This is a genomic window from Pseudoxanthomonas mexicana, assembly GCF_014397415.1.
GTDB lineage: Bacteria > Pseudomonadota > Gammaproteobacteria > Xanthomonadales > Xanthomonadaceae > Pseudoxanthomonas_A > Pseudoxanthomonas_A mexicana.
The window spans coordinates 1,499,288-1,519,120 of the sequence record NZ_CP060731.1; the positions used below are offsets into that span (position 1 = coordinate 1,499,288).

20 protein-coding genes and 1 tRNA gene are annotated in these 19,833 nt (G+C 64.4%); 19 read left to right on the forward strand and 2 right to left on the reverse strand.

Features of this window, described 5'->3' with window-relative positions; translation table 11 throughout:
• The first annotated feature begins 146 nt into the window (after positions 1-146).
• Positions 147-941, forward strand: a complete 795-nt coding sequence (gene speD, locus IAE60_RS06845) for an adenosylmethionine decarboxylase (RefSeq protein ID WP_185895179.1) — start codon at positions 147-149, stop codon at positions 939-941.
• 181 nt (positions 942-1,122) lie between these two features.
• Positions 1,123-1,443, forward strand: a complete 321-nt coding sequence (gene sugE / locus IAE60_RS06850) for a quaternary ammonium compound efflux SMR transporter SugE (RefSeq protein WP_187574315.1) — start codon at positions 1,123-1,125, stop codon at positions 1,441-1,443.
• 110 nt (positions 1,444-1,553) lie between these two features.
• Here sugE and coq7 read toward each other — a convergent pair whose 3' ends face one another.
• Positions 1,554-2,195, reverse strand: coding sequence for a 2-polyprenyl-3-methyl-6-methoxy-1,4-benzoquinone monooxygenase (gene coq7 / locus IAE60_RS06855; protein WP_187574316.1), 642 nt, complete (start codon positions 2,193-2,195; stop codon positions 1,554-1,556).
• A 187-nt stretch (positions 2,196-2,382) separates the two neighbouring features.
• On the opposite strand from coq7, the gene rplM reads away from it, so the two are divergent.
• The 6 genes from rplM (at position 2,383) to maiA (ending at position 5,938) form a co-directional block, all read left to right on the forward strand.
• A complete protein-coding gene (gene rplM / locus IAE60_RS06860) occupies positions 2,383-2,811 on the forward strand; it encodes a 50S ribosomal protein L13 (protein ID WP_055936916.1) in 429 nt (142 codons plus the stop codon).
• A 2-nt stretch (positions 2,812-2,813) separates the two neighbouring features.
• Positions 2,814-3,206, forward strand: a complete 393-nt coding sequence (rpsI, locus tag IAE60_RS06865; protein ID WP_162110517.1) for a 30S ribosomal protein S9 — start codon at positions 2,814-2,816, stop codon at positions 3,204-3,206.
• Positions 3,207-3,239: 33 nt separating this feature from the next.
• A tRNA-Gln gene (locus tag IAE60_RS06870) sits at positions 3,240-3,314 on the forward strand.
• A 76-nt stretch (positions 3,315-3,390) separates the two neighbouring features.
• Entirely contained in the window at positions 3,391-4,128 is a 738-nt protein-coding gene (locus tag IAE60_RS06875) for a 2OG-Fe dioxygenase family protein (protein ID WP_187574317.1), read from the forward strand.
• A gap of 62 nt (positions 4,129-4,190) precedes the next feature.
• A complete protein-coding gene (locus IAE60_RS06880) occupies positions 4,191-5,180 on the forward strand; it encodes a fumarylacetoacetate hydrolase family protein (RefSeq protein ID WP_187574318.1) in 990 nt (329 codons plus the stop codon).
• Between the two features lie 98 nt (positions 5,181-5,278).
• Entirely contained in the window at positions 5,279-5,938 is a 660-nt protein-coding gene (gene maiA, locus IAE60_RS06885) for a maleylacetoacetate isomerase (protein WP_187574319.1), read from the forward strand.
• 47 nt (positions 5,939-5,985) lie between these two features.
• Here maiA and IAE60_RS06890 read toward each other — a convergent pair whose 3' ends face one another.
• Positions 5,986-7,122: a PilT/PilU family type 4a pilus ATPase gene (locus IAE60_RS06890; protein WP_162110521.1), complete on the reverse strand. Its 1,137-nt coding sequence runs from the start codon at positions 7,120-7,122 to the stop codon at positions 5,986-5,988.
• Positions 7,123-7,217: 95 nt separating this feature from the next.
• On the opposite strand from IAE60_RS06890, the gene IAE60_RS06895 reads away from it, so the two are divergent.
• From IAE60_RS06895 to IAE60_RS06945, 11 genes are all read left to right on the forward strand, one after another.
• Complete coding sequence (locus IAE60_RS06895) at positions 7,218-7,613, forward strand: DUF4398 domain-containing protein (protein ID WP_185895185.1); 396 nt, start codon at positions 7,218-7,220, stop codon at positions 7,611-7,613.
• Complete coding sequence (locus tag IAE60_RS06900; RefSeq protein ID WP_187574320.1) at positions 7,610-8,497, forward strand: OmpA family protein; 888 nt, start codon at positions 7,610-7,612, stop codon at positions 8,495-8,497. Before IAE60_RS06895 ends, IAE60_RS06900 begins: the two co-directional genes overlap by 4 nt.
• 356 nt (positions 8,498-8,853) lie before the next feature.
• On the forward strand, positions 8,854-9,072 hold the full coding sequence (locus IAE60_RS06905; RefSeq protein ID WP_162110524.1) for an HP1242/YdcH family protein: 219 nt from the start codon (positions 8,854-8,856) through the stop codon (positions 9,070-9,072).
• A gap of 115 nt (positions 9,073-9,187) precedes the next feature.
• Entirely contained in the window at positions 9,188-10,558 is a 1,371-nt protein-coding gene (locus IAE60_RS06910; protein ID WP_162110525.1) for a pyridoxal-phosphate dependent enzyme, read from the forward strand.
• Positions 10,559-10,657: 99 nt separating this feature from the next.
• Positions 10,658-11,863, forward strand: a complete 1,206-nt coding sequence (locus IAE60_RS06915; RefSeq protein WP_187574321.1) for a cystathionine gamma-synthase — start codon at positions 10,658-10,660, stop codon at positions 11,861-11,863.
• 2 nt (positions 11,864-11,865) lie between these two features.
• Positions 11,866-12,654: an ABC transporter permease gene (locus tag IAE60_RS06920; RefSeq protein WP_425504460.1), complete on the forward strand. Its 789-nt coding sequence runs from the start codon at positions 11,866-11,868 to the stop codon at positions 12,652-12,654.
• A complete protein-coding gene (locus tag IAE60_RS06925; protein ID WP_187574323.1) occupies positions 12,644-14,011 on the forward strand; it encodes an ABC transporter ATP-binding protein in 1,368 nt (455 codons plus the stop codon). Before IAE60_RS06920 ends, IAE60_RS06925 begins: the two co-directional genes overlap by 11 nt.
• Positions 14,008-17,514 carry a glycosyltransferase gene (locus tag IAE60_RS06930; RefSeq protein WP_187574324.1) on the forward strand — a complete coding sequence of 1,169 codons (3,507 nt, stop codon included), beginning with the start codon at positions 14,008-14,010 and terminating at the stop codon, positions 17,512-17,514. Before IAE60_RS06925 ends, IAE60_RS06930 begins: the two co-directional genes overlap by 4 nt.
• Complete coding sequence (locus IAE60_RS06935; protein WP_187574325.1) at positions 17,511-18,539, forward strand: GHMP family kinase ATP-binding protein; 1,029 nt, start codon at positions 17,511-17,513, stop codon at positions 18,537-18,539. Before IAE60_RS06930 ends, IAE60_RS06935 begins: the two co-directional genes overlap by 4 nt.
• On the forward strand, positions 18,536-19,114 hold the full coding sequence (locus IAE60_RS06940) for a D-sedoheptulose-7-phosphate isomerase (RefSeq protein WP_187574326.1): 579 nt from the start codon (positions 18,536-18,538) through the stop codon (positions 19,112-19,114). Before IAE60_RS06935 ends, IAE60_RS06940 begins: the two co-directional genes overlap by 4 nt.
• Positions 19,114-19,818: a sugar phosphate nucleotidyltransferase gene (locus tag IAE60_RS06945; protein WP_187574327.1), complete on the forward strand. Its 705-nt coding sequence runs from the start codon at positions 19,114-19,116 to the stop codon at positions 19,816-19,818. The genes IAE60_RS06940 and IAE60_RS06945 overlap by 1 nt, the downstream gene beginning before the upstream one ends.
• The last annotated feature ends 15 nt before the right edge of the window (positions 19,819-19,833 follow it).

Below are 19,833 nucleotides of genomic sequence, written 5' to 3' on the forward strand. Positions count from 1 at the left end.
GTGGCCGACGGCAAACGCAGGCCATGCAAGGGCTGGGCCAGTCCCATGCCGGCCGGCCGACGGGCGGACACGGACATTTCGCTGTCACCCCATATGGCGCATAATCCGCCCCCTCATCCGATACCCCCCAGAGAGGGACCACCGCCGTGGTAAAACCCCTGCCTCGCCTGCGGCTGCAAGGCTTCAACAACCTCACCAAGGCGCTGAGCTTCAATATCTACGACGTGTGCTACGCCTCCTCCGAGGACGAGCGTCGCCGGTACATCGAGTACATCGACGAGGAGTACAACGCCGACCGCCTGACCCAGATCCTCACGGATGTGGCGGAGATCATCGGCGCCAACATCCTGAACGTGGCCCGCCAGGACTACGACCCCCAAGGGGCGTCGGTGACCATCCTCATTTCCGAGGAGCCGGTGATCGACAAGAAGGACGCAGGGAAGGAGATCATCTCCGACGCGGTGGTGGCCCACATGGACAAGTCGCACATCACGGTGCACACGTATCCGGAAACGCATCCGGACAACGGCATCGCGACCTTCCGCGCGGACATCGACGTGGCCACCTGCGGCGTGATCTCGCCGCTGAAGGCGCTGAACTACCTGATCGAAAGCCTCGAGTCCGACATCGTCATCATGGACTACCGCGTGCGCGGCTTCACCCGCGACGTGAAGGGCAAGAAGCACTACATCGACCACAAGATCAATTCGATCCAGGATTTCCTGGCCAAGAACATCAAGTCGCGCTACGAGATGCTCGACGTGAATGTCTATCAGGAGAACATCTTCCACACGAAGATGCACCTGAAGGACTTCGACCTGGACAACTACCTGTTCGAGGAAAAGGCCAAGAACCTCTCGTTCAAGGAGCGCATGAAGATCGAGGCGCGCCTGAAGCGGGAGATCGAGGAGCTGTACCACGGGCGCAACCTGTCCGAGTGACGGGTTGACGGCGGGCGCGGGTTACATCCGGTTCGGGTGGCCTGCGCTAGTCTGCCCACACAACCGGCGGGACGACCCGCCCGCGGCGCGAGCCGCGCATCAGGACCGACGGCGGTCCGGAACGCGAGTTCCGGGCCGTTTCGCGTTATGGCCCGGGCGATCAAACCTGAGGAGGTGACGTATGGCGTGGGTCTGGCTGGTGTTGGCGGGATTGCTGGAAGTGGTGTGGGCCGTAGGCCTGAAGTATTCCGAGGGCTTTACCCGACTCGTGCCCAGCGTCGTCACGGCCGTGGCGGCGGCGGCCAGCTTCTGGCTGCTGGCGGTCGCGCTGAAGTACATCCCGCTGGGCACGGGGTACGTGATCTGGGTGGGCATCGGTGCCGTCGGTACGGCGCTTGTCGGCATGTGGCTGTTTCAGGAGCCGGCCACGGCGGCCCGCCTGGTGTGCATCGGGCTGATCGTGGCCGGCATCATCGGGCTGAAGCTGACGTCCGGCGGGTAGGGCGGGCCCAGGCCCGCCATCCGCATGTCCCTGTTGACGCGGCCTTCCGGGGAAAAGCTTCGATGCAGGTCCTCGTCCTTGGATCTGGCCGCCATGGGGCCAGGAGGCTTCTAAAGACGGTACGCCACCGCCTTCATCAGCTTAGAGGCGCCCGCCATCAGGGTCGGGATCGGCGAGGGCAGGGTGCGTGCGCCGGCCTGTTGCGCATGATCGGCATGGCGGGCTTCGTCGGCCTTCATCACGGTCAGGATCTCGCGGCTGCGCAGGTCGGCAGGCGGAAGGGTCTCCAGGTGCTCGTCAAGGTGCGCCTCCACCTGGCGCTCGGTTTCCACCACAAACCCCAGGCTCCAGCCATCGCCGCGCAGGCCGGCCAGGGCGCCCAGCGCGTAACTGCCGGCGTACCACAGCGGGTTGAACACGCTGGGGCGGCTGTCCAGTTCGCGCAGGCGGTCGGCGCACCAGGCCAGGTGGTCGGTCTCTTCCTGGGCTGCGTCCAGCAGGTGGGCGCGCGTGGCGCCGTCACGGGCGACGGCCGCCTGCCCGAAATACAGGCCCTGGGCGCAGACCTCGCCGACATGGTTGATGCGCATCAGGCCGGCGGCATGGCGCTGCTCGTCCGGTTCCAGGGCCACGTCGGGGGTGTCCCCGGCGGGGTTGGCGCGATGGGCGGGCGGGTTGCCGAAGACGGTGTCCAGCCCTCGCTGGGCCTCCACCAGCCATCCGTCGAGAAGCGAGAGGGTCCGCGTGTTCATGGGTCGTATTGTGCCGACTCGTTTCAGCCGCGTCTGCCCGGCACCCCGATAGGTCGGGTAGGCCCGGGTTGCGCACTGCGGCAAGGCCCCGTACAATCCCGCCTCTTACGTTTCACCCTTCACAACGCGTGGCAAAGTTCCGGCCGAGAAACCGCGGAATCCGCCCGACCAGACACACGAGAGTTCCATGAGCACCTTTACCGCCAAGTCCGAGACCGTCCAGCGCGACTGGTACGTCGTCGACGCAGCAGGCAAGACCCTGGGTCGCCTGTCCACCGAGCTGGCCCGTCGCCTCCGCGGCAAGCACAAGCCCGTCTATACCCCTCACGTTGATACCGGCGACTACCTCGTCGTGATCAATGCCGAGAAGATCCACGTCACCGGCAACAAGCTGGCCGACAAGAAGTACCACCGCTTCACCGGCTACATCGGCAACCTGAAGACCGAGACGCTGGCCCAGGCGCTGGAGCGCCATCCGGAGCGCGTCATCGAGACCGCCGTGAAGGGCATGCTGCCGAAGGGCCCGCTGGGCCGCGACATGTATCGCAAGCTCAAGGTCTACGCCGGCCCGAATCATCCGCACGCCGCTCAGCAGCCGCAGGTCCTGGACATCTAATCATGGCTATCACTCAGAACTACGGCACCGGCCGTCGCAAGTCCTCCACCGCCCGCGTGTTCCTGCGCAAGGGCACCGGCAACATCACGGTCAATGGTCGTCCGCTGGACGAGTTCTTCGGCCGCGAAACCGGCCGCATGATCGTGCGCCAGCCGCTGGAGCTGACCAAGAACACGGAAACCTTCGACATCACCGTGACCACCACCGGTGGCGGCATCACCGGCCAGGCCGGCGCCATCCGCCTGGGCATCGCCCGCGCGCTGGTGGAGTACGATGAAACCCTGAAGTCGGAACTGCGCAAGGCAGGCTTCGTGACCCGCGACGCCCGTGAAGTTGAGCGTAAGAAGGTCGGTCTGCACAAGGCCCGTCGCGCCACCCAGTTCTCCAAGCGCTAACAGACGCGCTACACTATGCGTCACTGGTTACACAGCCCCGTCGCCAAGCGGTAAGGCACCTGACTCTGACTCAGGCATTCGGTGGTTCGAATCCATCCGGGGCTGCCAACTTGAAGTCCACTGGACATCCGCAAAAGCCCGCCTCTGGCGGGTTTTTGCGTTGAGGGGTCTGCCGATGGTTGCGATGTTCCCACCTCCCTTCTGCCCGGTCGCCGACGCGCTGCCCCGCATGCGCGCGCGCGGCTATGCCGTGCTCGCGCCGACGGACATGGCGCAGGGTACCGGCACCGATTTGGCCGGCCTGGCGGCGCTGGTCCCGAGCTGGGACCGCCTGGAGGCCGACGGCTACCTGAAAGACGGCGGGCGTTACCGTCGCCGGCGGCACGCCTGCTTCGTGGTGGAGGGCGACGACGTCCGCCGGGCGCCGCACCGTGCGCACTGGCAGTCGCTGGACTACAACGCCCTGCACGGCGGCATGCAGCGCTGGTTCGAACCGATCGAGCCGGCCGTGGCGGAGGCAGTCGCCTGGCGCCGGTTGCTGGTCGGTCTGGCGCGCTGGTGCTCCGCACTGAAGGGTGAGCGTGCCTGGTACGTGGAAGCGCACCAGTTCCGCATCGACACCACCGACGGTATTGGCCGGCCGACACCGGAAGGCGCCCACCGCGACGGCGTGGATTTCGTGGCCGTGCTGCTGGTGGGCCGGACCGGCATCAAGGGCGGCGAGACCCGGGTGTTCGAGGCGGCCGGACCGGACGGGCAGCGCTTCACCCTGGAGGTCCCCTGGTCGCTGCTGTTCCTGGACGATGAGCGCGTCATCCACGAGTCCACGCCGATCCAGCCGGTGGACGCCACCGGCCACCGGGATACGCTGGTGCTGACGTTCCGGTCCGGGGGCTTCCAGGGCGACGACGAAGTCGGCTGAATCCGGATCGGATTCGTTACAATTGAAACGAAGGCGCGTGCGCGCGGTTGACTGGAGTTCCGATGAAGCTGGGTTCCCTGAAGGAAGGCGGTCGTGACGGCACCCTGATCGTGGTGTCGCGGGACCTGACGCGCGCCGTGCGCGCCACCGGCATCGCGCCGACCCTGCAGCGCGCGCTGGAGGACTGGAGCAACACGGCGCCGCGCCTGAACGCGTTGTACGAAGCACTGAACGCCGGCGATGCCGATGGCGCCTTCGACATGGACGCCCAGGCCATGGCGGCGCCGTTGCCGCGCGCCTACGAATTCGTCGACGGCAGCGCCTACCTGCCGCATGTCGAGCGCGTGCGGCGTGCGCGCAATGCGGAAGTGCCGGCGAGCTTCTACACCGATCCGCTGATGTACCAGGCCACCAGCGCGGCCTTCCTGGGCCCGCGCGATCCGGTCAAGGTAGTCAGCGAGGAGTACGGGATCGATCTGGAGGCGGAAATCGTGGTCGTCACCGACGACGTGCCGATGGCCGTCACCCCCGCACGGGCGGCTGCGCACATCCAGCTGATCGGCCTGGTCAATGACGTGTCGCTGCGCAACCTCATCCCGGCCGAACTGGCCAAGGGGTTCGGCTTCCTGCAGTCCAAGCCACGCTCGGCGCTGTCGCCGGTGTTCGTGACGCCGGACGAGCTGGACGATGCGTGGAAGGACAACAAGGTGCACCTGCCGCTGGTGACGCACATCAACGGCGAGTGGTTCGGCGCGCCGGAAGCCGGCGTGGACATGCAGTTCGACTTCGCCCAGCTGGTGGCGCACGCGGCCAAGACCCGTCCGCTGTCGGCCGGCACGCTGGTCGGGTCCGGCACCATCGCCAACGAGGATGTGTCCAAGGGCGCCTCCTGCTTCGCCGAGAAGCGCACGGTGGAGACGCTGCGGGATGGCAAGCCGTCCACCCCCTTCATGAAATACGGCGATGTGGTCCACATCGAAATGAAGGATCGTGACGGCCGTTCCATTTTTGGCGTGATCGAGCAGCGGATCGAACCGCAGCCCTTGCCTTGATGACCTGCCCGGGCCCAGTGTGACTGGAGGACGGAGCGGAACCGGCATGGACGCGGATTTCTGGCACTTGAAGGGGCATTCCGCAAGGGGCGGTCTGCATGGCTGAGCAACTGCGGCTGTATTCCTATTGGCGCTCAAGCGCCGCTTACCGCGTGCGCATCGGGCTGAACCTCAAGGGTCTGGCGTTCGAGACGCTGCCCGTGCACCTGGTCCGCGACGGCGGGCAGCAGCACGCGGCCGAGTACGTAGCCAAGAACCCCCAGCACATGGTGCCCACGCTGCAGCATGGCGAACGCGTGATCCGGCAGTCGCTGGCCATCCTGGAGTACCTGGACGAGGCGTGGCCGTCGCCGCGCCTGCTGCCCATGACGGCACGCGACCGTGCGCGCGTGCGCGCGCTGGCGCAGATGGTGGCGTGCGACATCCATCCGCTCAACAACCTGCGTGTGCTGCAGTATTTCGAGCACACCTGGAACGTGCCCCAGGCCGAGCGCGAGGACTGGGTCAAGCACTGGATCGTCGAAGGCTTCACCGCCGTCGAGACCCTGTTGGCCGAGGATGCGGCGACCGGCGTGTACTGTCACGGACAGACGCCGGGATTGGCCGACTGCTGCCTGGTACCGCAGGTGTTCAACGCGCGCCGCTTCGGCGTGGACATGGCGGCGTTCCCCACCCTCCTGCGCATCGAGCAGGCCTGTCTCGCCCTGCCCGCCTTCGATCAGGCGCGCCCCGAGAACCAGCCCGACGCCAACGCCTGAAGGAACGGGCGGTCGACCGCCCGTCGTGATGCGTGAGCGCGGCGCCGTCAGCCGAAGCCGTGGGTGATGCGGGGCGAGGCGCTGCCGGTGTCGTAGTCGGCGTAGGGGTCGTGTTCGCCCTTGCTGCCCTCGGACAGGCGGAACTTCAGGGCCAGACCGTCGCGCGAGTCGGCCGCGCGCAGCGCCTCCTCCTGCTCGATCAGCCCCTCCTTCACCATCCGGAACAGGCACTGGTCGAAGGACTCCATGCCTTCCTCCAGCGATTCCTCCATGGCGGCCTTGATCTCGTGCACCTGCCCCCGGCGCAGCAGGTCGCGGATCATCGGCGTGTTGATCAGCACCTCGGCGGCGGGCAGGCGGCGGCCGTCGACGCCTTTCACCAGGCGCTGCGAGACCACGGCGCGCAGGTTCAGCGCCAGGTTCATCAGCACGTTCTTGTGCGCGCTCTCCGGGAAGAAGTTGAGGATGCGCTCGATGGTCTGGTCGGCGTTGTTGGAGTGCAGCGTCGCCAGGCACAGATGGCCGGTTTCGGCGAAGGCGATGGCCGCTTCCATCGTGGTGGCGTCCAGGATCTCGCCGATCAGGATGACGTCCGGCGCCTCGCGCATCGCGTTCTTCAGCGCATTGTGGAAGGCATGGGTATCCAGGCCCACCTCGCGCTGGTTGACGATGGACTGCTTGTGCTTGTGCAGGTACTCGATCGGATCCTCGATGGTGAGGATGTGGCCGGTGCTGGTGGTGTTGCGGTAATCGATCATCGAGGCCAGCGACGTCGACTTGCCCGAGCCGGTGGACCCCACGATCAGCACCAGGCCGCGCGGCGTCATGATGATGTCCTTCAACACCGGCGGCAGGTTCAGCTCCTCGATGCTGGGGATCACGCTGCGGATGGCACGGATGACCATGCCCACCTCGCCGCGCTGCTTGAACACGTTGACGCGGAAGCGGCCGGCGTCCTGCAGGGCGATGGCCATGTTCAGCTCGAGCTCGCGCTCGAACACGGGCACCTGGCCCTCGTCCATCAGCGAATACGCGATCTTCTTGACCATGCCGGGCGGCAGGCCGGTATTGCCCAAGGGGTACAGCTTGCCCTCGATCTTGATGTAGACCGGCGCCCCGGTGGTCAGAAACATGTCCGAGGCGTTCTTCTCGGTCATCAGCTTCAGGAAATAGCCGATGTCCATGTGCAAAGCTCCCCACGTTGCGTGGCACGGCGTTGCAACCGTACCAAAGGCTTCCGACAATGGCCGCGCGCACCCCTCTGAGCCACGGCACCCCAATGACAGCTAGCTTCTCATACTTCCGACGACCCCCGCATGTGATGGCGGCCGCAGTAGTGGCACTGGCCCTGTCGGCGGCGCCTGCATTCGCGCAGGCGGCGTTGACGCCCGAGCTGGAAGCCGCCGTGCAGGCTGTGCAGCGTGCCACCCAGGCCGATGCCGACCAGTACGCGCCTGCCGAACTCGCCGCGGCCCGCCAGTCGCTGGCGCAGGCGCAGGCGGCTCATGCGGCGCGCGAGAAGAAGGCGGCGCTCGATCTGGCCCTGCGTGCCGCCGTCGATGCCGATCTGGCGCGCGCGCGCAGCCAGGAGGCCGTGGCGTCCGCAGAGGTCGCGCAGCGCAAGGCCGAGATCGCCGACCTGCAGGCCCAGATCGGCGCGGAGGGTCGGCGATGAAGGGCCGTCCGCAGATCCTGGCCGGCCTGTTGGGCCTGGCGCTGGCCACCCAGACCGCCGTGGCGGCCGAAAACCCCGTGGTCGTGCAGCTCAACCAGCGGCTGGCCGCCCTGCAGGCCGATCCCGACCTGGCCGAACTGGCCGCCTACGAAAAACTGCAGGCCCAGCACGCCGTGACCGCCTTCAGCAAGGCGCGCCGCAGTCAGCGCGAAACGGCGCAGTACGTGGCCGAGCGCCGCGTGCAGATCGCCGAGATCGCAGCACGCGCGCAGGCGGCGCGCCGCGAAGCCGATCGCCTCGACCGCACGCGCAGCGAACTGCTGGTGGAAGCCAGCCGGCGCGAGGCCGAGCGGGCGCGTCGCGAAGCCGAGCGCCTGCGGGTGCAGGCCCAGATCCAGGCCGAGGAAGCAGAGCGCCTGCGCCTGGCGGCCGAGGCCGAGGCGCTGGCCCGCCAGGAAGCGGAGACCACCCTGGATACGGTGGCCGGCCAACAGGCCAACCGCCTGAGCGCGGCGCGGCAGCGCGAACTGAAGCTGGCCAGGGAGGAGGCCGAACTCGTGTCCGGTGCCAAGCTACCGGCCTCCAAGTTCGAAGCCCGCGGCGAAGTGTTCACGCTGGGGGCGGATGCTTTCGCCAGCGACTCGGCCAAGCTGTCGGCCAGTGGCGCCTCCCGTGCGAGCGCCTTGGCCGCTTACCTGCAGGCCAACCCGAAAGCGCGCGCACGCATCGAGGGCTACGGCGACAAGCAGACCCCGGGCCAGCGCCGTGCCGACGCCCTGCGCGATGCACTGACGGCGGCGGGGATCGCGAAATCGAGGCTGCAGAGCAGCGGCAAGGGCGCGGGCAGCAAGGCGCGTGCGCTGGACGTGATAATCGCGCACTGATTTATTCTTGTAAATCAATAGGATGAGTGGATTCTGGGCACTCTTCGCGGGCTGGGCTGAACGCCGGGCGCATCGTGCGCTGTCATGCAAATCAACAGGTTACGGCGGGTCTTGCCCGCCCCTTGGGGGAGGAGTAGGGTCGTATACCCAAGCGACTCCCGTCGCTTGGCTCACCGGAGAATCGACCCGATGACGCCCGTCCCCATTCCACCGGAGACCGCCGCTGGCAAGCAGATGGCCGCGGGCATTCCGGTGGAGGGTGCTCGCGCCGCCGGCCAGGTCCTCCGCTCCCAAGCCAACGCCCCGTGCCTGTGAAGGCCGGGGCGTTTGTATTTCCGCTGAAGGAGGTAACGATCATGTTCGAAGGTCAACCGCAGGCCGAAATCGAAGCACTCATCAAGGCCGATCCGGAGTTCAAGCAGCTGTACCAGCGCCATCGCGAGCTCGACAAGAAGGTCACCGACGCCGAGCTGGGCGTCCTGCCCATCGACGACAACCTGCTGGGCCAGATGAAGCGCGAGAAGCTGCACGCCAAGGAGCGATTGCTCCGGATCTACGACGCCAAGCCCCACTGACGCCTCCCCCGCGCTTTCTCGTCGCGGGCGGCGACGGCCTCCTCGTCGGCCGTCGCCGTCCGCGTCACCCAGATGCGATAATCCGGGCTATGTTCCGCACCGGATGCACGGCCGCATGGCGATCCACTCCTCCGTACTCGAGCTGATCGGTGACACGCCGATCGTCCAGGCCAGGCGCCTCGACACCGGCCCCTGCACGCTCTACCTGAAGCTCGAGAGCGCCAACCCGGGCGGCTCCATTAAGGACCGCATCGGCATGTCCATGATCGAGGCGGCCGAGAAGCGGGGCGACCTGAAGCCCGGTGCCACGCTGGTGGAGGGCACGGCCGGCAATACCGGCATTGGCCTGGCCCTGGTGGCCCAGCAGAAAGGCTACAAACTGATCCTCGTGGTCCCGGACAAGATGAGCCGGGAGAAGATCTTCAACCTGAAGGCCATGGGCGCGGAGGTCATCCTGACCCGCTCCGACGTGGCCAAGGGCCACCCCGAGTACTACCAGGATCTGGCCGAGCGCATCGCGCGCGAGACGCCCGGCGCCTACTTCATCAACCAGTTCGGCAACCCGGACAATCCGGCGGCGCATGAGTTCGGCACCGGGCCGGAAATCCTACGCCAGATGGAGGGGCAGCTGGATGCCATCGTGTTCGGCTGCGGCAGCTCCGGCACCATGACCGGTCTGTCGCGCTGCTTCGCGCAGCATTCGCCGAAGACCGAGATGATCCTCGCCGACCCGGTGGGTTCCATCCTCACCCAGTACATCAACGAAGGCACGCTGAGCACGAAGTCGGGCAGCTGGCTGGTCGAAGGCATCGGCGAGGACTTCCTGCCGCAGATCTCGGACTTCAGCCGCGTCAAGAAGGCCTATGCGATCAGCGATCGCGAGAGCTTCCTGACCGCACGCGAGTTGCTGGCGAAGGAGGGCATCCTGGGCGGTTCTTCCACGGGCACGCTGCTGGCGGCCGCGTTGAAGTACTGCCGCGAGCAGACCGAGCCCAAGAAGGTGCTGGTGTTCGTCTGCGACACCGGCAACAAGTACCTGTCGAAGATGTACAACGACTACTGGATGCTGGACAACGGATTCATCGACCGGCCCCAGTACGGCGACCTGCGCGACCTCATCCTGCGCCCGTACAGCCAGCGCGACACGGTGGTGGTCAGCCCCACCGACCTGCTGACCACGGCCTACCAGCGCATGAAGCTGTACGACGTGTCGCAGCTGCCGGTGATGGAAGGCGACCGGTTGGTTGGCATCGTCGATGAAAGCGACGTGCTGCTGCACGTCTATGGCGACGAGGCCCGCTTCCGCGACCCGGTCGCCACGGCCATGGTCAGCAAGCTGGACCGGCTGGACGTGCGCTCCCCGATCGAGGCCTTGCTGCCGGTGTTCGACCGCGGTCAGGTGGCCATCATCACCGACGGCGACGCCTTCCTGGGGCTGATCACCCGCATCGACCTGCTGAATTATCTGCGACGCCGCGCACAGTAGCCCGCAGACTCCGGCTGCCCACAGGGGAGGGCCGCCGGACATGGACGATATGTTAAGACTCGGCCGGTAGAATGGCCGGCTGATTCAAGGAACCCGAACATGGCGACACATTCATCCCCTTCCGGTGGGGACGCGGGCGATCTCGCACTGGGCACGCTGGCCATCCATGGTGGCCAGGCGCCCGATCCCACCACGGGCGCAGTCATGCCCCCGATCTACGCCACGTCCACGTACGCCCAGAGCAGTCCGGGCGTGCACCAGGGCTTCGAGTACTCGCGCACGCACAATCCCACGCGTTTCGCCTACGAGCGTTGCGTGGCGGCGCTGGAAGGCGGCAGCCGCGGCTTCGCTTTCGCGTCCGGCATGGCGGCCACCTCGACGATCCTGGAGTTGCTGGACAGCGGCAGCCACGTCGTGGCGATGGACGACCTGTACGGCGGCAGCTATCGCCTGTTCGAGCGCGTGCGTCGACGCACGGCCGGGCTGGACTTCAGCTTCGTCGACATGACCGACCTGGCGGCGTTCGAGTCCTCCATCCGTCCGGAAACGCGACTGGTGTGGGTGGAGACGCCCACCAACCCCATGCTGAAGATCGTCGACATCGCCGCCATCTGCGATATCGCGCACAGGCGCGGCCTGCGCGTGGTCGTCGACAACACCTTCGCCTCGCCCATCCTGCAGCGTCCGTTGGCGCTGGGCGCCGACATCGTCATGCATTCGGCCACCAAGTACCTCAACGGCCACTCCGACATGGTCGGTGGCATGGTGGTGGTGGGTGACGACACGCAACTGGCCGAGCAGATGGCCTTCTTGCAGAACTCCATCGGCGCTGTCCAGGGGCCCTTCGACAGCTTCCTCGCCCTGCGTGGGCTGAAGACCCTGCACCTGCGCATGAAGGCGCACTGCGATAACGCGCTCGCCCTTGCGCAGTGGCTGGAAACGCACCCCGCAATCGAGAAAGTCATCTACCCCGGCCTGGCATCCCACCCGCAGCACGCACTGGCGACCCGCCAGATGCAGGGCTACGGCGGCATCATCTCCATCGTGCTCAAGGGCGGCTTCGACGCCGCGCGCACGTTCTGCGAGAACACGAAGCTGTTCACCCTGGCCGAATCGCTGGGTGGGGTGGAGAGCCTGGTCAATCACCCGGCGGTGATGACGCATGCGTCGGTGCCGGTGGAGCGTAGGGAGAAGCTGGGGATTACCGACGGGCTGGTGCGGTTGAGTGTGGGGGTGGAGGCGTTGGAGGACGTGCAGAACGACGTGGCGGATGCGCTCACATTAGCGGTGGGCGTACGCGCGTGAGCATGTTGCCCCTGGATTCGCGCCAGCGCTCCTTGGTATGGGAGCTCACCAAGCGCGATGTTCTCGGACGTTATCGTGGCGCGAGTTTCGGCGTGCTGTGGTCGTTGATCAGCCCCTTCCTAATGCTGATGGTCTATACGCTTGCCTTCGGATTCATTCTTAAGAGCAGGTGGCCCGGCACTAGCGGATCCACGCAGGATTTCGCCCTGATCCTGTTCGCAGGACTTTCGGTGCATGGGTTCTTTGCAGAGTGTTTGACTCGCGCGCCCCAGCTGATTCTCTCGAATGTGAACTACGTCAAGCGCGTCGTATTCCCGCTTCAGATGCTTTCCTGGAGCATGATGTTCTCGGCAGCGTTTCACTTATTCATGAACTTACTGGTCTTGTTGCTGCTCAAGTGGATATGGCACGCCGAGATCCATTGGACCACCATATTTCTGCCGCTAGTCATGATACCGATGCTGGGCCTGGCGGTGGCCGTTTCCTGGCTCGTCTCGGCATTGGCGGTGTACTTGCGCGACGTGGGGCAGTTCGTCGGCGTGCTGGCAGCGGCGATGCTGTTCCTGTCCTCCGCGATCGTACCCGTGGATTCGGTGCCGGAGAGTTATCGCTTGGTGTTTTACCTCAATCCGCTTACGCTGATCATCGATCAGGTACGGGAAGTAGTGATTTGGGGCCGTACTCCTGACTGGAGCGCCCTGCTGCTGTACGGTGCGGGAGTGCTGATCTTCGCCGTCGGCTCCTATCAGGTGTTCAGTCGGTTGCGCCGAGGCTTCGCCGATGTCCTCTGAGAGCCACAGCAGCAGCCACTTGGCCGGCGAGTGCGTGATCCGGGTTGCGCACGTCGGTAAGTCTTACAGGATGTACCGCAAACCTTCCGAGCGTCTGCTGCATGCCATCTTCGGGGGCAAGGACGGAGGAGTTTCGGAATTCTGGGCATTGCACGATGTCAGCCTTGACGTCCGGCGCGGCGAGACATTCGGCATCATCGGACGCAATGGATCCGGTAAATCCACGCTGCTTCAGATCATCGCGGGCACCTTGCAGCAGACGAGGGGCGAGGTAGCGGTCAAGGGCCGGGTGGCCGCGTTGCTGGAGTTGGGGAGTGGGTTCAATCCGGATTTCACCGGGCGCGAGAATGTCTATCTCAACGCGACGATCCTCGGGCTGGCGCGACGCGAAATAGACGAGCGCCTGGACAGCATCCTGGCATTCGCGGGTATTGGCGAGTTCATCGACCAGCCGGTCAGAAGCTATTCCAGTGGCATGTCGGTCAGGCTGGCCTTTGCCGTCATCGCCCATGTGGACGCCGACGTGCTGATCGTTGACGAGGCGCTGTCTGTGGGCGACGTATTCTTCGCGCAGAAGTGCATGCGCTTCCTGCGGGAATTCAAGAAGGAGGGCACTTTGCTCTTCGTCAGCCATGATGCGGCAGCTGTCACCAACCTGTGCGACAGGGCGCTCTGGCTCGACTCGGGCGTCATGAAGATGCAGGGGGGCGCGAAGGAGGTTGTCGAGGCTTACCTGGCCCAGCAGCATGCCACCGACCGACGGGATGTAACGGGAGTTGAGGTCCACGTCGCTGAAGGAAGGGATGGCAAGGAGGCGAATGGCCCTGATTTTCGCGCGTCCGCGCAGCAAGAGCTTGGGCATGCGGGGCGCATGTCAGTGTTCGAATTCGACCCGGAGCAAGCGGGGCTGGAGTTCGGGTCCGGGATGGCCAAGATCGTTGACGTTGGCCTGTACGACGACTCGGGAAACAGGCTCTCGCTAACGGAAGGCGGCGAAATCGTGCGACTGCGTATCTCAGCAAGAATGGACCACGACATCGATAGGCTCATCTTCGGGTTCTACGTGAAGGACAGGCTGGGCCAGCGCTTGTTCGGCGACAACACCTACCTTTCCACGACTGGCTCCGCGATCGCGGGTGACGTCATCCAGGCGGAGTTCCGGTTCCGCATGCCGAGAATGCCCATGGGGTCCTACCTCGTCGATGTCGCAATCGCGAGCGGCACACAGGAGGATCATACCCAGCATCACTGGGTGCACGATGCGATCGAGATTAGGGCGCTCGACCAGACAATGAGGTACGGCCTGATGGGCATCCCGATGCTCGGCATCAGCATGACCAGGGCAGGTGGGCAGTGAAGTTCACAGGCGAGCGCTTCGTTCCGAGCGAAAGCGGTGAGATCAGGCAGGAGCATATCCATCGGTACGCGTGGGCCCGCGACTTCGTGGCGGGCAAGCGGGTCCTGGATGTTGCCTGTGGTGAAGGGTACGGCAGCAGGATGCTCGCCGAATGTGCCGCCACGGTCGTTGGCGTCGATGTTTCCGGCGATGCCATCGAGCATGCGAAGCAGAGCTATGGGCAGGCGAACCTGACGTTCATGCAAGGCGACGCGGCTGCGCTCGAACTTCCCAGCGCTGCGTTCGACGTCGTCGTGTCTTTCGAGACGATCGAACACCTGGTTGCCCAGGAAGCGATGCTGGATGGCATCAAGCGGGTGCTCGCGCCCGACGGCCTCCTGATAATTTCTTCGCCGAACAAGAAGGTCTACAGCGACCTTGCAGGGCACCATAACGAGTTCCACGTCAAAGAGCTCTATTTCGATGAGTTCGACGAGCTGTTGAAGTCCAGGTTCGCGCATGTTGTCTACCTCGGTCAGCGCATCTCGACTGGCTCGGCGATTCTTTCTATTGAAGAGACCTTGAGCGGTCGTTCGGTAGATGTGGTCGTCGACGAGGGGTCGCGTGTCGTGGCACGCGTTCCCCAGCATCCGCAACCGGTCTACTTCATCGCGTTGGCCGGCGCGAAAGAACTGCCGCAAGTCCGTGCCTCGCTTTTGTTCTCCGAGGTAGACGACCTGTTTGAGAGGCAGCGGAGCATCGCCAGATGGGCGCAGTCGCTGGAAATCGAAGTCGAGCGTGTTGGCCAATTGCTGCGGGAAGAGCAGGAGGATGGCACGAAGACCAAGCAGTGGGCGCAAAGGCTGAATGCCGAGCTTGAGGGGACGCGCGCGAGTCTTGGCCGCCTGACCGAAGAGTTCGAGGAACGTTCACAATGGGCGTTGTCGCTGGATGGCGAGCTGAGCGAACTACGACGGGAGCTAGAAGGCGTACTCAAGGAGAACGAGAAGCTCAGTGTCAGTGCCGCCGAGTCGCGCAGAGCATTGAGCGAGTCGCAGCGGTCGCTGGATCAGGCGCGAGAAGCGACGGACGTCTTGCAGCGCGAGCTAGCCGGCGCACGGGAAGAGAGTCGCGCCCTCCTCGTTAGCAACACCGCGATGCTGGCCTCGGAGAAGATTTACAAACAGGATCTGAGCAGGATGCAGAACGAACTGGAGGCGTCGCACGCCGCAGGCAAGATGGCGTCTGAGGCGGTCGCACTCGTCAGTGAAGACGCGATTCGCAAGCGCGCGGAGACCCTCGAGGCACATAGTAAGGAAATGGCCGGGCTGAGGGGTGAGCTGGACGTGATCTTGCGGTCCAAGTCGTGGCGCTGGACCAAGCCGTTGCGTTTCGCCGGCAGGCTTGTGCGCGGGGACTGGCGAGCTATCGCCAGTTCGTTGAGGCAGTCGCCCATAGCGGGGAGCCGGTGGCTCGCGCCTTTACGCGGTCCCGTAAAGCGCTGGCTCATGGTTCGAGCGGCGTCCGATGCGATGGCGCATGGGCCGATGGGCCTAGAGGCGGTTGTCTCGGATCGAACCGGCACGCTTTCGCAGCTGACATTCGAAACTCACCAGAAACCGCTGGTGACCATCGTCATTCCAGCATATGGGAACCTTGACTACACGCTGGCTTGCCTGAAATCCATAGGTGAGCATACACAGGGGATCGCCTATGAAGTGATAGTGGCGGAAGACGCTTCGGGCGACGGCGAAATGGATTTGCTCGCTTCGGTGCCAGGGCTCCGTTACGTCGCCCACGAGCATAATCTTGGCTTCATCAGGTCATGCAATGCGGCCGCGGCGTTGGCGCGGGGTTCGTTCCTGTGCTTTCTCAACAACGACACGGAAGTCACCCGGGGTTGGCTGGCTGCCCTGCTCGACGTCTTCCAGTCGTTCCCCGACGCTGGGTTGGTGGGCTCCAAGCTGATCTATCCCGACGGCAGGCTTCAGGAGGCCGGTGGGATCCTTTGGCGCGATGGTTCGGCCTGGAACTACGGGCGGCTGCAGAATCCGGCTGACCATGAGTTCAACTATGTCCGGACCGTCGACTACTGCTCTGGTGCAAGTATCCTCGTGCGCACGGATGAGTTCCGTAAGCTCGGCGGGTTTGACGAGCACTTCGCGCCTGCGTACTGCGAGGATTCCGATCTATGCTTTCGCTTGCGCAGGCTTGGGCTGCAGACCTACTACGCTCCGCGGTCCGTGGTCGTACACCACGAGGGCATTTCGCATGGCACTGATACCGGCGGCGGCATCAAAGCGTATCAGCTGCTCAACCAGAAGAAGTTCGTTGCGCGATGGTTCGAGGAGCTCTCAGGCCACTATCCCAATGGCGTCGATGTATTCAAGGCGCGGGAACGTGCGTGGGGCAAGCGCGTCGTCCTGATCGTCGATCATTACGTCCCGCAGCCCGACCGTGATGCGGGGTCGCGGACCATGGCCGCGTTCATCGATAGCTTGCTCGATCTCGGACTAGTGGTGAAGTTCTGGCCGGACAATCTATGGTACGACGAAGTCTATGCGCCCTTGCTGGAGCGGAAGGGCGTCGAGGTGATCCATGGAGAGAGGCGTTTCGCGGGATTCGAGCGGTATGTGCAGGAGTACGGCGCTCACATCGATTTCGTGATTCTGTCGAGGCCGCACATCTCCGCTCCCTATCTCGACCCAATTCGCGCCCACTCCTCGGCAAAGATCATCTACTACGGTCACGATCTGCACTTTCGCCGGCTGCAGCGGGAGGCCGAGGTCATGCATCAGGCGGGTCTGCTGGAGCAGGCGGCCCGAATGGAGCAGTTGGAGCGCTCGATCTGGAGACGTTCCGATCTGGTGCTTTATCCATCCCAAGAGGAGGCGCTGGAGGTCGTTGCCCTGGAGCCCGCCGCCAAGGCAAGGTCCATCACTCCCTATGCGTACGAGCCCGTGCGCGAGCCTACGAGTCCGTCGTCCCGACGCGGGATACTCTTCGTCGCCGGTTTCGGCCACCCGCCTAATGTCGACGCCGCGTTCCATCTGGTCGACGACATCATGCCTATTGTTTGGGCAGAGGTTCCTGATACCCCGGTCTTCCTCGTAGGTGCCAATCCTACGACCGAAGTCAAGGCACTTCAGGGCGACAAGGTCGTGGTCACTGGCTACGTCGATGACGGTGTGTTGGCCGACTACTACGCGAGAGCACGTGTCGCGGTGGTCCCGCTGCGTTACGGCGCCGGCATCAAGAGCAAGGTTGTTGAGGCCTTCCAGCAGGGGCTCCCCTTGGTAACTACGCCCACTGGAATGCAGGGCTTGGTGGGGGGCGATGGCATATGCGAGGTCGCGACGGCCGCTGAAGATCTGGCGCGCGCGATAGTGCGTCTACTGCGCGATGATCGTGCGTGGTCGAACTACGCCAGCGAGGGGCGTGCATACGTCGAGGACCGTTTCTCCAGAAGCAGCATGCGCGGTCAGATGCGTGACGTACTCAAGTTAGAGGAATTTCAAGAATGATTGTTCGCGCGCGCGCGCCATTGCGCTTGGGTCTGGCGGGGGGCGGCACCGACGTGTCACCCTTCAGCGACCTGCATGGCGGTCAGGTGATGAACGTCACCATCGACAAGTTCGCCTACGTCACGATCGACGATTCTCCATCCTCGGATGTCGAGCTATACGCGACCGACGCGGGTGTCGCGGAACGGATCCCCGCCGCACCGTTGCAAGGGGACCTGGGGGCGCTCCAACTGTCGAAGGGCGTCTATAGCCGGATCTGCAGGCAATTCCTACAAGAACATTACCCCGCCATCCGCGTGCGGACGCACTCCGACGCGCCTCCGGGATCGGGGCTGGGTTCTTCGTCCACCATGGTCGTGGCGCTGATCACGGCGTTTGCCGAGTACTTCTCCCTAGCCCTGGGCGAGTACGACATCGCGCAACTTGCCTATGAGGTGGAGCGGAACGATCTCGGCCTGTCTGGCGGCAAGCAGGACCAGTACGCCGCTGCATTCGGTGGCTTCAATTTCATGGAGTTCTACGGCGGAGACCGCGTGATCGTCAATCCGTTGCGGATCAAGGACTGGGTTTGGGCGGAGCTGGAGGCGAGCCTCGTGCTCTACTTCACCGGCGTCTCCCGCGAATCCGCACGCATCATCGACGAGCAGGCACGCAACGTCGTGGAAGGAAACAACCAATCGGTGGAAGCGATGTTCCGTCTGAAGGAAGAAGCCGTGCAAATGAAGGAGGCGCTGCTCCGTGGCGACATCAAGCGGTTCGCCAGCGTGATGCAATCCGGCTGGGAAGCTAAGAAGCAGATGGCGCGCAGTATTTCCAACCCCGATATCGACGCGCTTGAGGCGCTTGGTTTCAAGCATGGCGCCATCGCATCGAAGGTGTCAGGAGCGGGTGGTGGCGGTTTCATGATGTTCGTCTGCGACCCTGCCGACAGGATGCGGTTGGTCCAGGCGCTGTCCGGCGCGGGCGGGAGAGTATACGATTCGCGCTTCTCGGCCGAAGGCGCGATTTCTTGGAGGGTCTCATGAAGCAGTTCATCGATGCGGAGTTCTCGAAAACGCTTGATAACTTCAATCGGATGGCGGCGGATGTAGCCCTGAAGGACGAAATCGTCCGTGCGGTCGAGCTTTGCCTAGCATCGTTGAGAAGCGACGGGAAGATTCTGTTCGCGGGCAACGGCGGGAGCGCGGCGGATGCTCAGCATTGGGCAGGAGAGCTGGTCAGTCGCTTCTACTACGATCGCCCGGGTCTGCCCGCAATCGCGTTGACCACCGACACCAGCATCCTCACGGCCATCGGCAACGACTACGGCTACGACTACACATTTGCACGCCAGGTCGAGGCGCTGGGTCGCCGAGGGGATGTCCTTGTGGTGATCTCCACCTCGGGAAATTCGCCGAACATTCTCCGCGCTGCCCAGGCAGCGAGGGATCGTGGAATCTATGTCATCGGATTCACCGGTCAGGGCGGCGGGAAGCTCGCGCCCCTCTGTGACGTTTGCTTTCGCATTCCCTCAGATGAGACGCCCCGCATCCAGGAAGGGCACGAGTTCATTGGACACCTGTTGTGTGCGCTGATCGAAGCCGAAATGTATCCACGCTGATGCTGGCGGACGAAGCGATCATCCTGGCCGGAGGCCTGGGCACCCGATTGCGGCCGATCATCAGCGACGTGCCCAAGCCGCTCGCGCCCGTCGCTGGACGTCCGTTCCTGGCATGGATGCTGGATGCCTATGCCCGCCGGGGTTTTCGGCGCGTGATCCTGGCGACGGGCTACCTCGGAGACCGCATCGAGGAGGCCGTTGGCAATGCATGGCAGGGGCTCGATATCGTATATTCCCGAGAGCGCGAACCGCTGGGCACGGGAGGAGCGCTGAGGTTGGCTGTAGGGCTCGCGGAGGGGGACTGGGTACACGTCGGTAACGGCGACACCTACCTAGACTTCGAGCCGCAGGATCTAGAGGCGGCGGCCTCGGCAACGAACGCGTCTGCCGTCGTGGCGCTGGCTGCGGTTGATGATGTGGCGCGATACGGCGCAGTGGAAGTGGAGGGGCCCCGAATCGTACGTTTCCGGGAGAAGGGCGGACAAGGCCCCGGTCTGATCAATGCGGGCAGTTACCTGCTCCAACGTTCGTTGCTTGAGGATGCCCGCATGTCGGCTCCCTTCTCGTTCGAAGAGGGGATACTGCTCCCGCAGACGCAGGCGGGACGTGTAGCTCACATGGACCGTACAGAACATTTCATCGATATCGGCGTGCCCGCGGACTACCTGCGAGCAGAGATCGTGTTTTCCGACCGGAAGCAGTGACGTAACTGGAGGAAC

What these genes read in the sequence shown, in the direction of transcription:
- IAE60_RS06935 (WP_187574325.1), top strand. Translation starts at nt 17,511, where the DNA reads ATGATTGTTCGCGCGCGCGCGCCATTGCGCTTGGGTCTGGCGGGGGGC.
- maiA (WP_187574319.1), top strand. Translation starts at nt 5,279, where the DNA reads ATGGCTGAGCAACTGCGGCTGTATTCCTATTGGCGCTCAAGCGCCGCT.
- IAE60_RS06895 (WP_185895185.1), top strand. Translation starts at nt 7,218, where the DNA reads ATGACAGCTAGCTTCTCATACTTCCGACGACCCCCGCATGTGATGGCG.
- rpsI (WP_162110517.1), top strand. Translation starts at nt 2,814, where the DNA reads ATGGCTATCACTCAGAACTACGGCACCGGCCGTCGCAAGTCCTCCACC.
- IAE60_RS06945 (WP_187574327.1), top strand. Translation starts at nt 19,114, where the DNA reads ATGCTGGCGGACGAAGCGATCATCCTGGCCGGAGGCCTGGGCACCCGA.
- IAE60_RS06875 (WP_187574317.1), top strand. Translation starts at nt 3,391, where the DNA reads ATGTTCCCACCTCCCTTCTGCCCGGTCGCCGACGCGCTGCCCCGCATG.
- sugE (WP_187574315.1), top strand. Translation starts at nt 1,123, where the DNA reads ATGGCGTGGGTCTGGCTGGTGTTGGCGGGATTGCTGGAAGTGGTGTGG.
- coq7 (WP_187574316.1), bottom strand. Translation starts at nt 2,195, where the DNA reads ATGAACACGCGGACCCTCTCGCTTCTCGACGGATGGCTGGTGGAGGCC.
- IAE60_RS06915 (WP_187574321.1), top strand. Translation starts at nt 10,658, where the DNA reads ATGGCGACACATTCATCCCCTTCCGGTGGGGACGCGGGCGATCTCGCA.
- IAE60_RS06890 (WP_162110521.1), bottom strand. Translation starts at nt 7,122, where the DNA reads ATGGACATCGGCTATTTCCTGAAGCTGATGACCGAGAAGAACGCCTCG.
- rplM (WP_055936916.1), top strand. Translation starts at nt 2,383, where the DNA reads ATGAGCACCTTTACCGCCAAGTCCGAGACCGTCCAGCGCGACTGGTAC.
- IAE60_RS06880 (WP_187574318.1), top strand. Translation starts at nt 4,191, where the DNA reads ATGAAGCTGGGTTCCCTGAAGGAAGGCGGTCGTGACGGCACCCTGATC.
- IAE60_RS06900 (WP_187574320.1), top strand. Translation starts at nt 7,610, where the DNA reads ATGAAGGGCCGTCCGCAGATCCTGGCCGGCCTGTTGGGCCTGGCGCTG.
- IAE60_RS06925 (WP_187574323.1), top strand. Translation starts at nt 12,644, where the DNA reads ATGTCCTCTGAGAGCCACAGCAGCAGCCACTTGGCCGGCGAGTGCGTG.
- IAE60_RS06905 (WP_162110524.1), top strand. Translation starts at nt 8,854, where the DNA reads ATGTTCGAAGGTCAACCGCAGGCCGAAATCGAAGCACTCATCAAGGCC.
- IAE60_RS06920 (WP_425504460.1), top strand. Translation starts at nt 11,866, where the DNA reads ATGTTGCCCCTGGATTCGCGCCAGCGCTCCTTGGTATGGGAGCTCACC.
- IAE60_RS06940 (WP_187574326.1), top strand. Translation starts at nt 18,536, where the DNA reads ATGAAGCAGTTCATCGATGCGGAGTTCTCGAAAACGCTTGATAACTTC.
- IAE60_RS06910 (WP_162110525.1), top strand. Translation starts at nt 9,188, where the DNA reads ATGGCGATCCACTCCTCCGTACTCGAGCTGATCGGTGACACGCCGATC.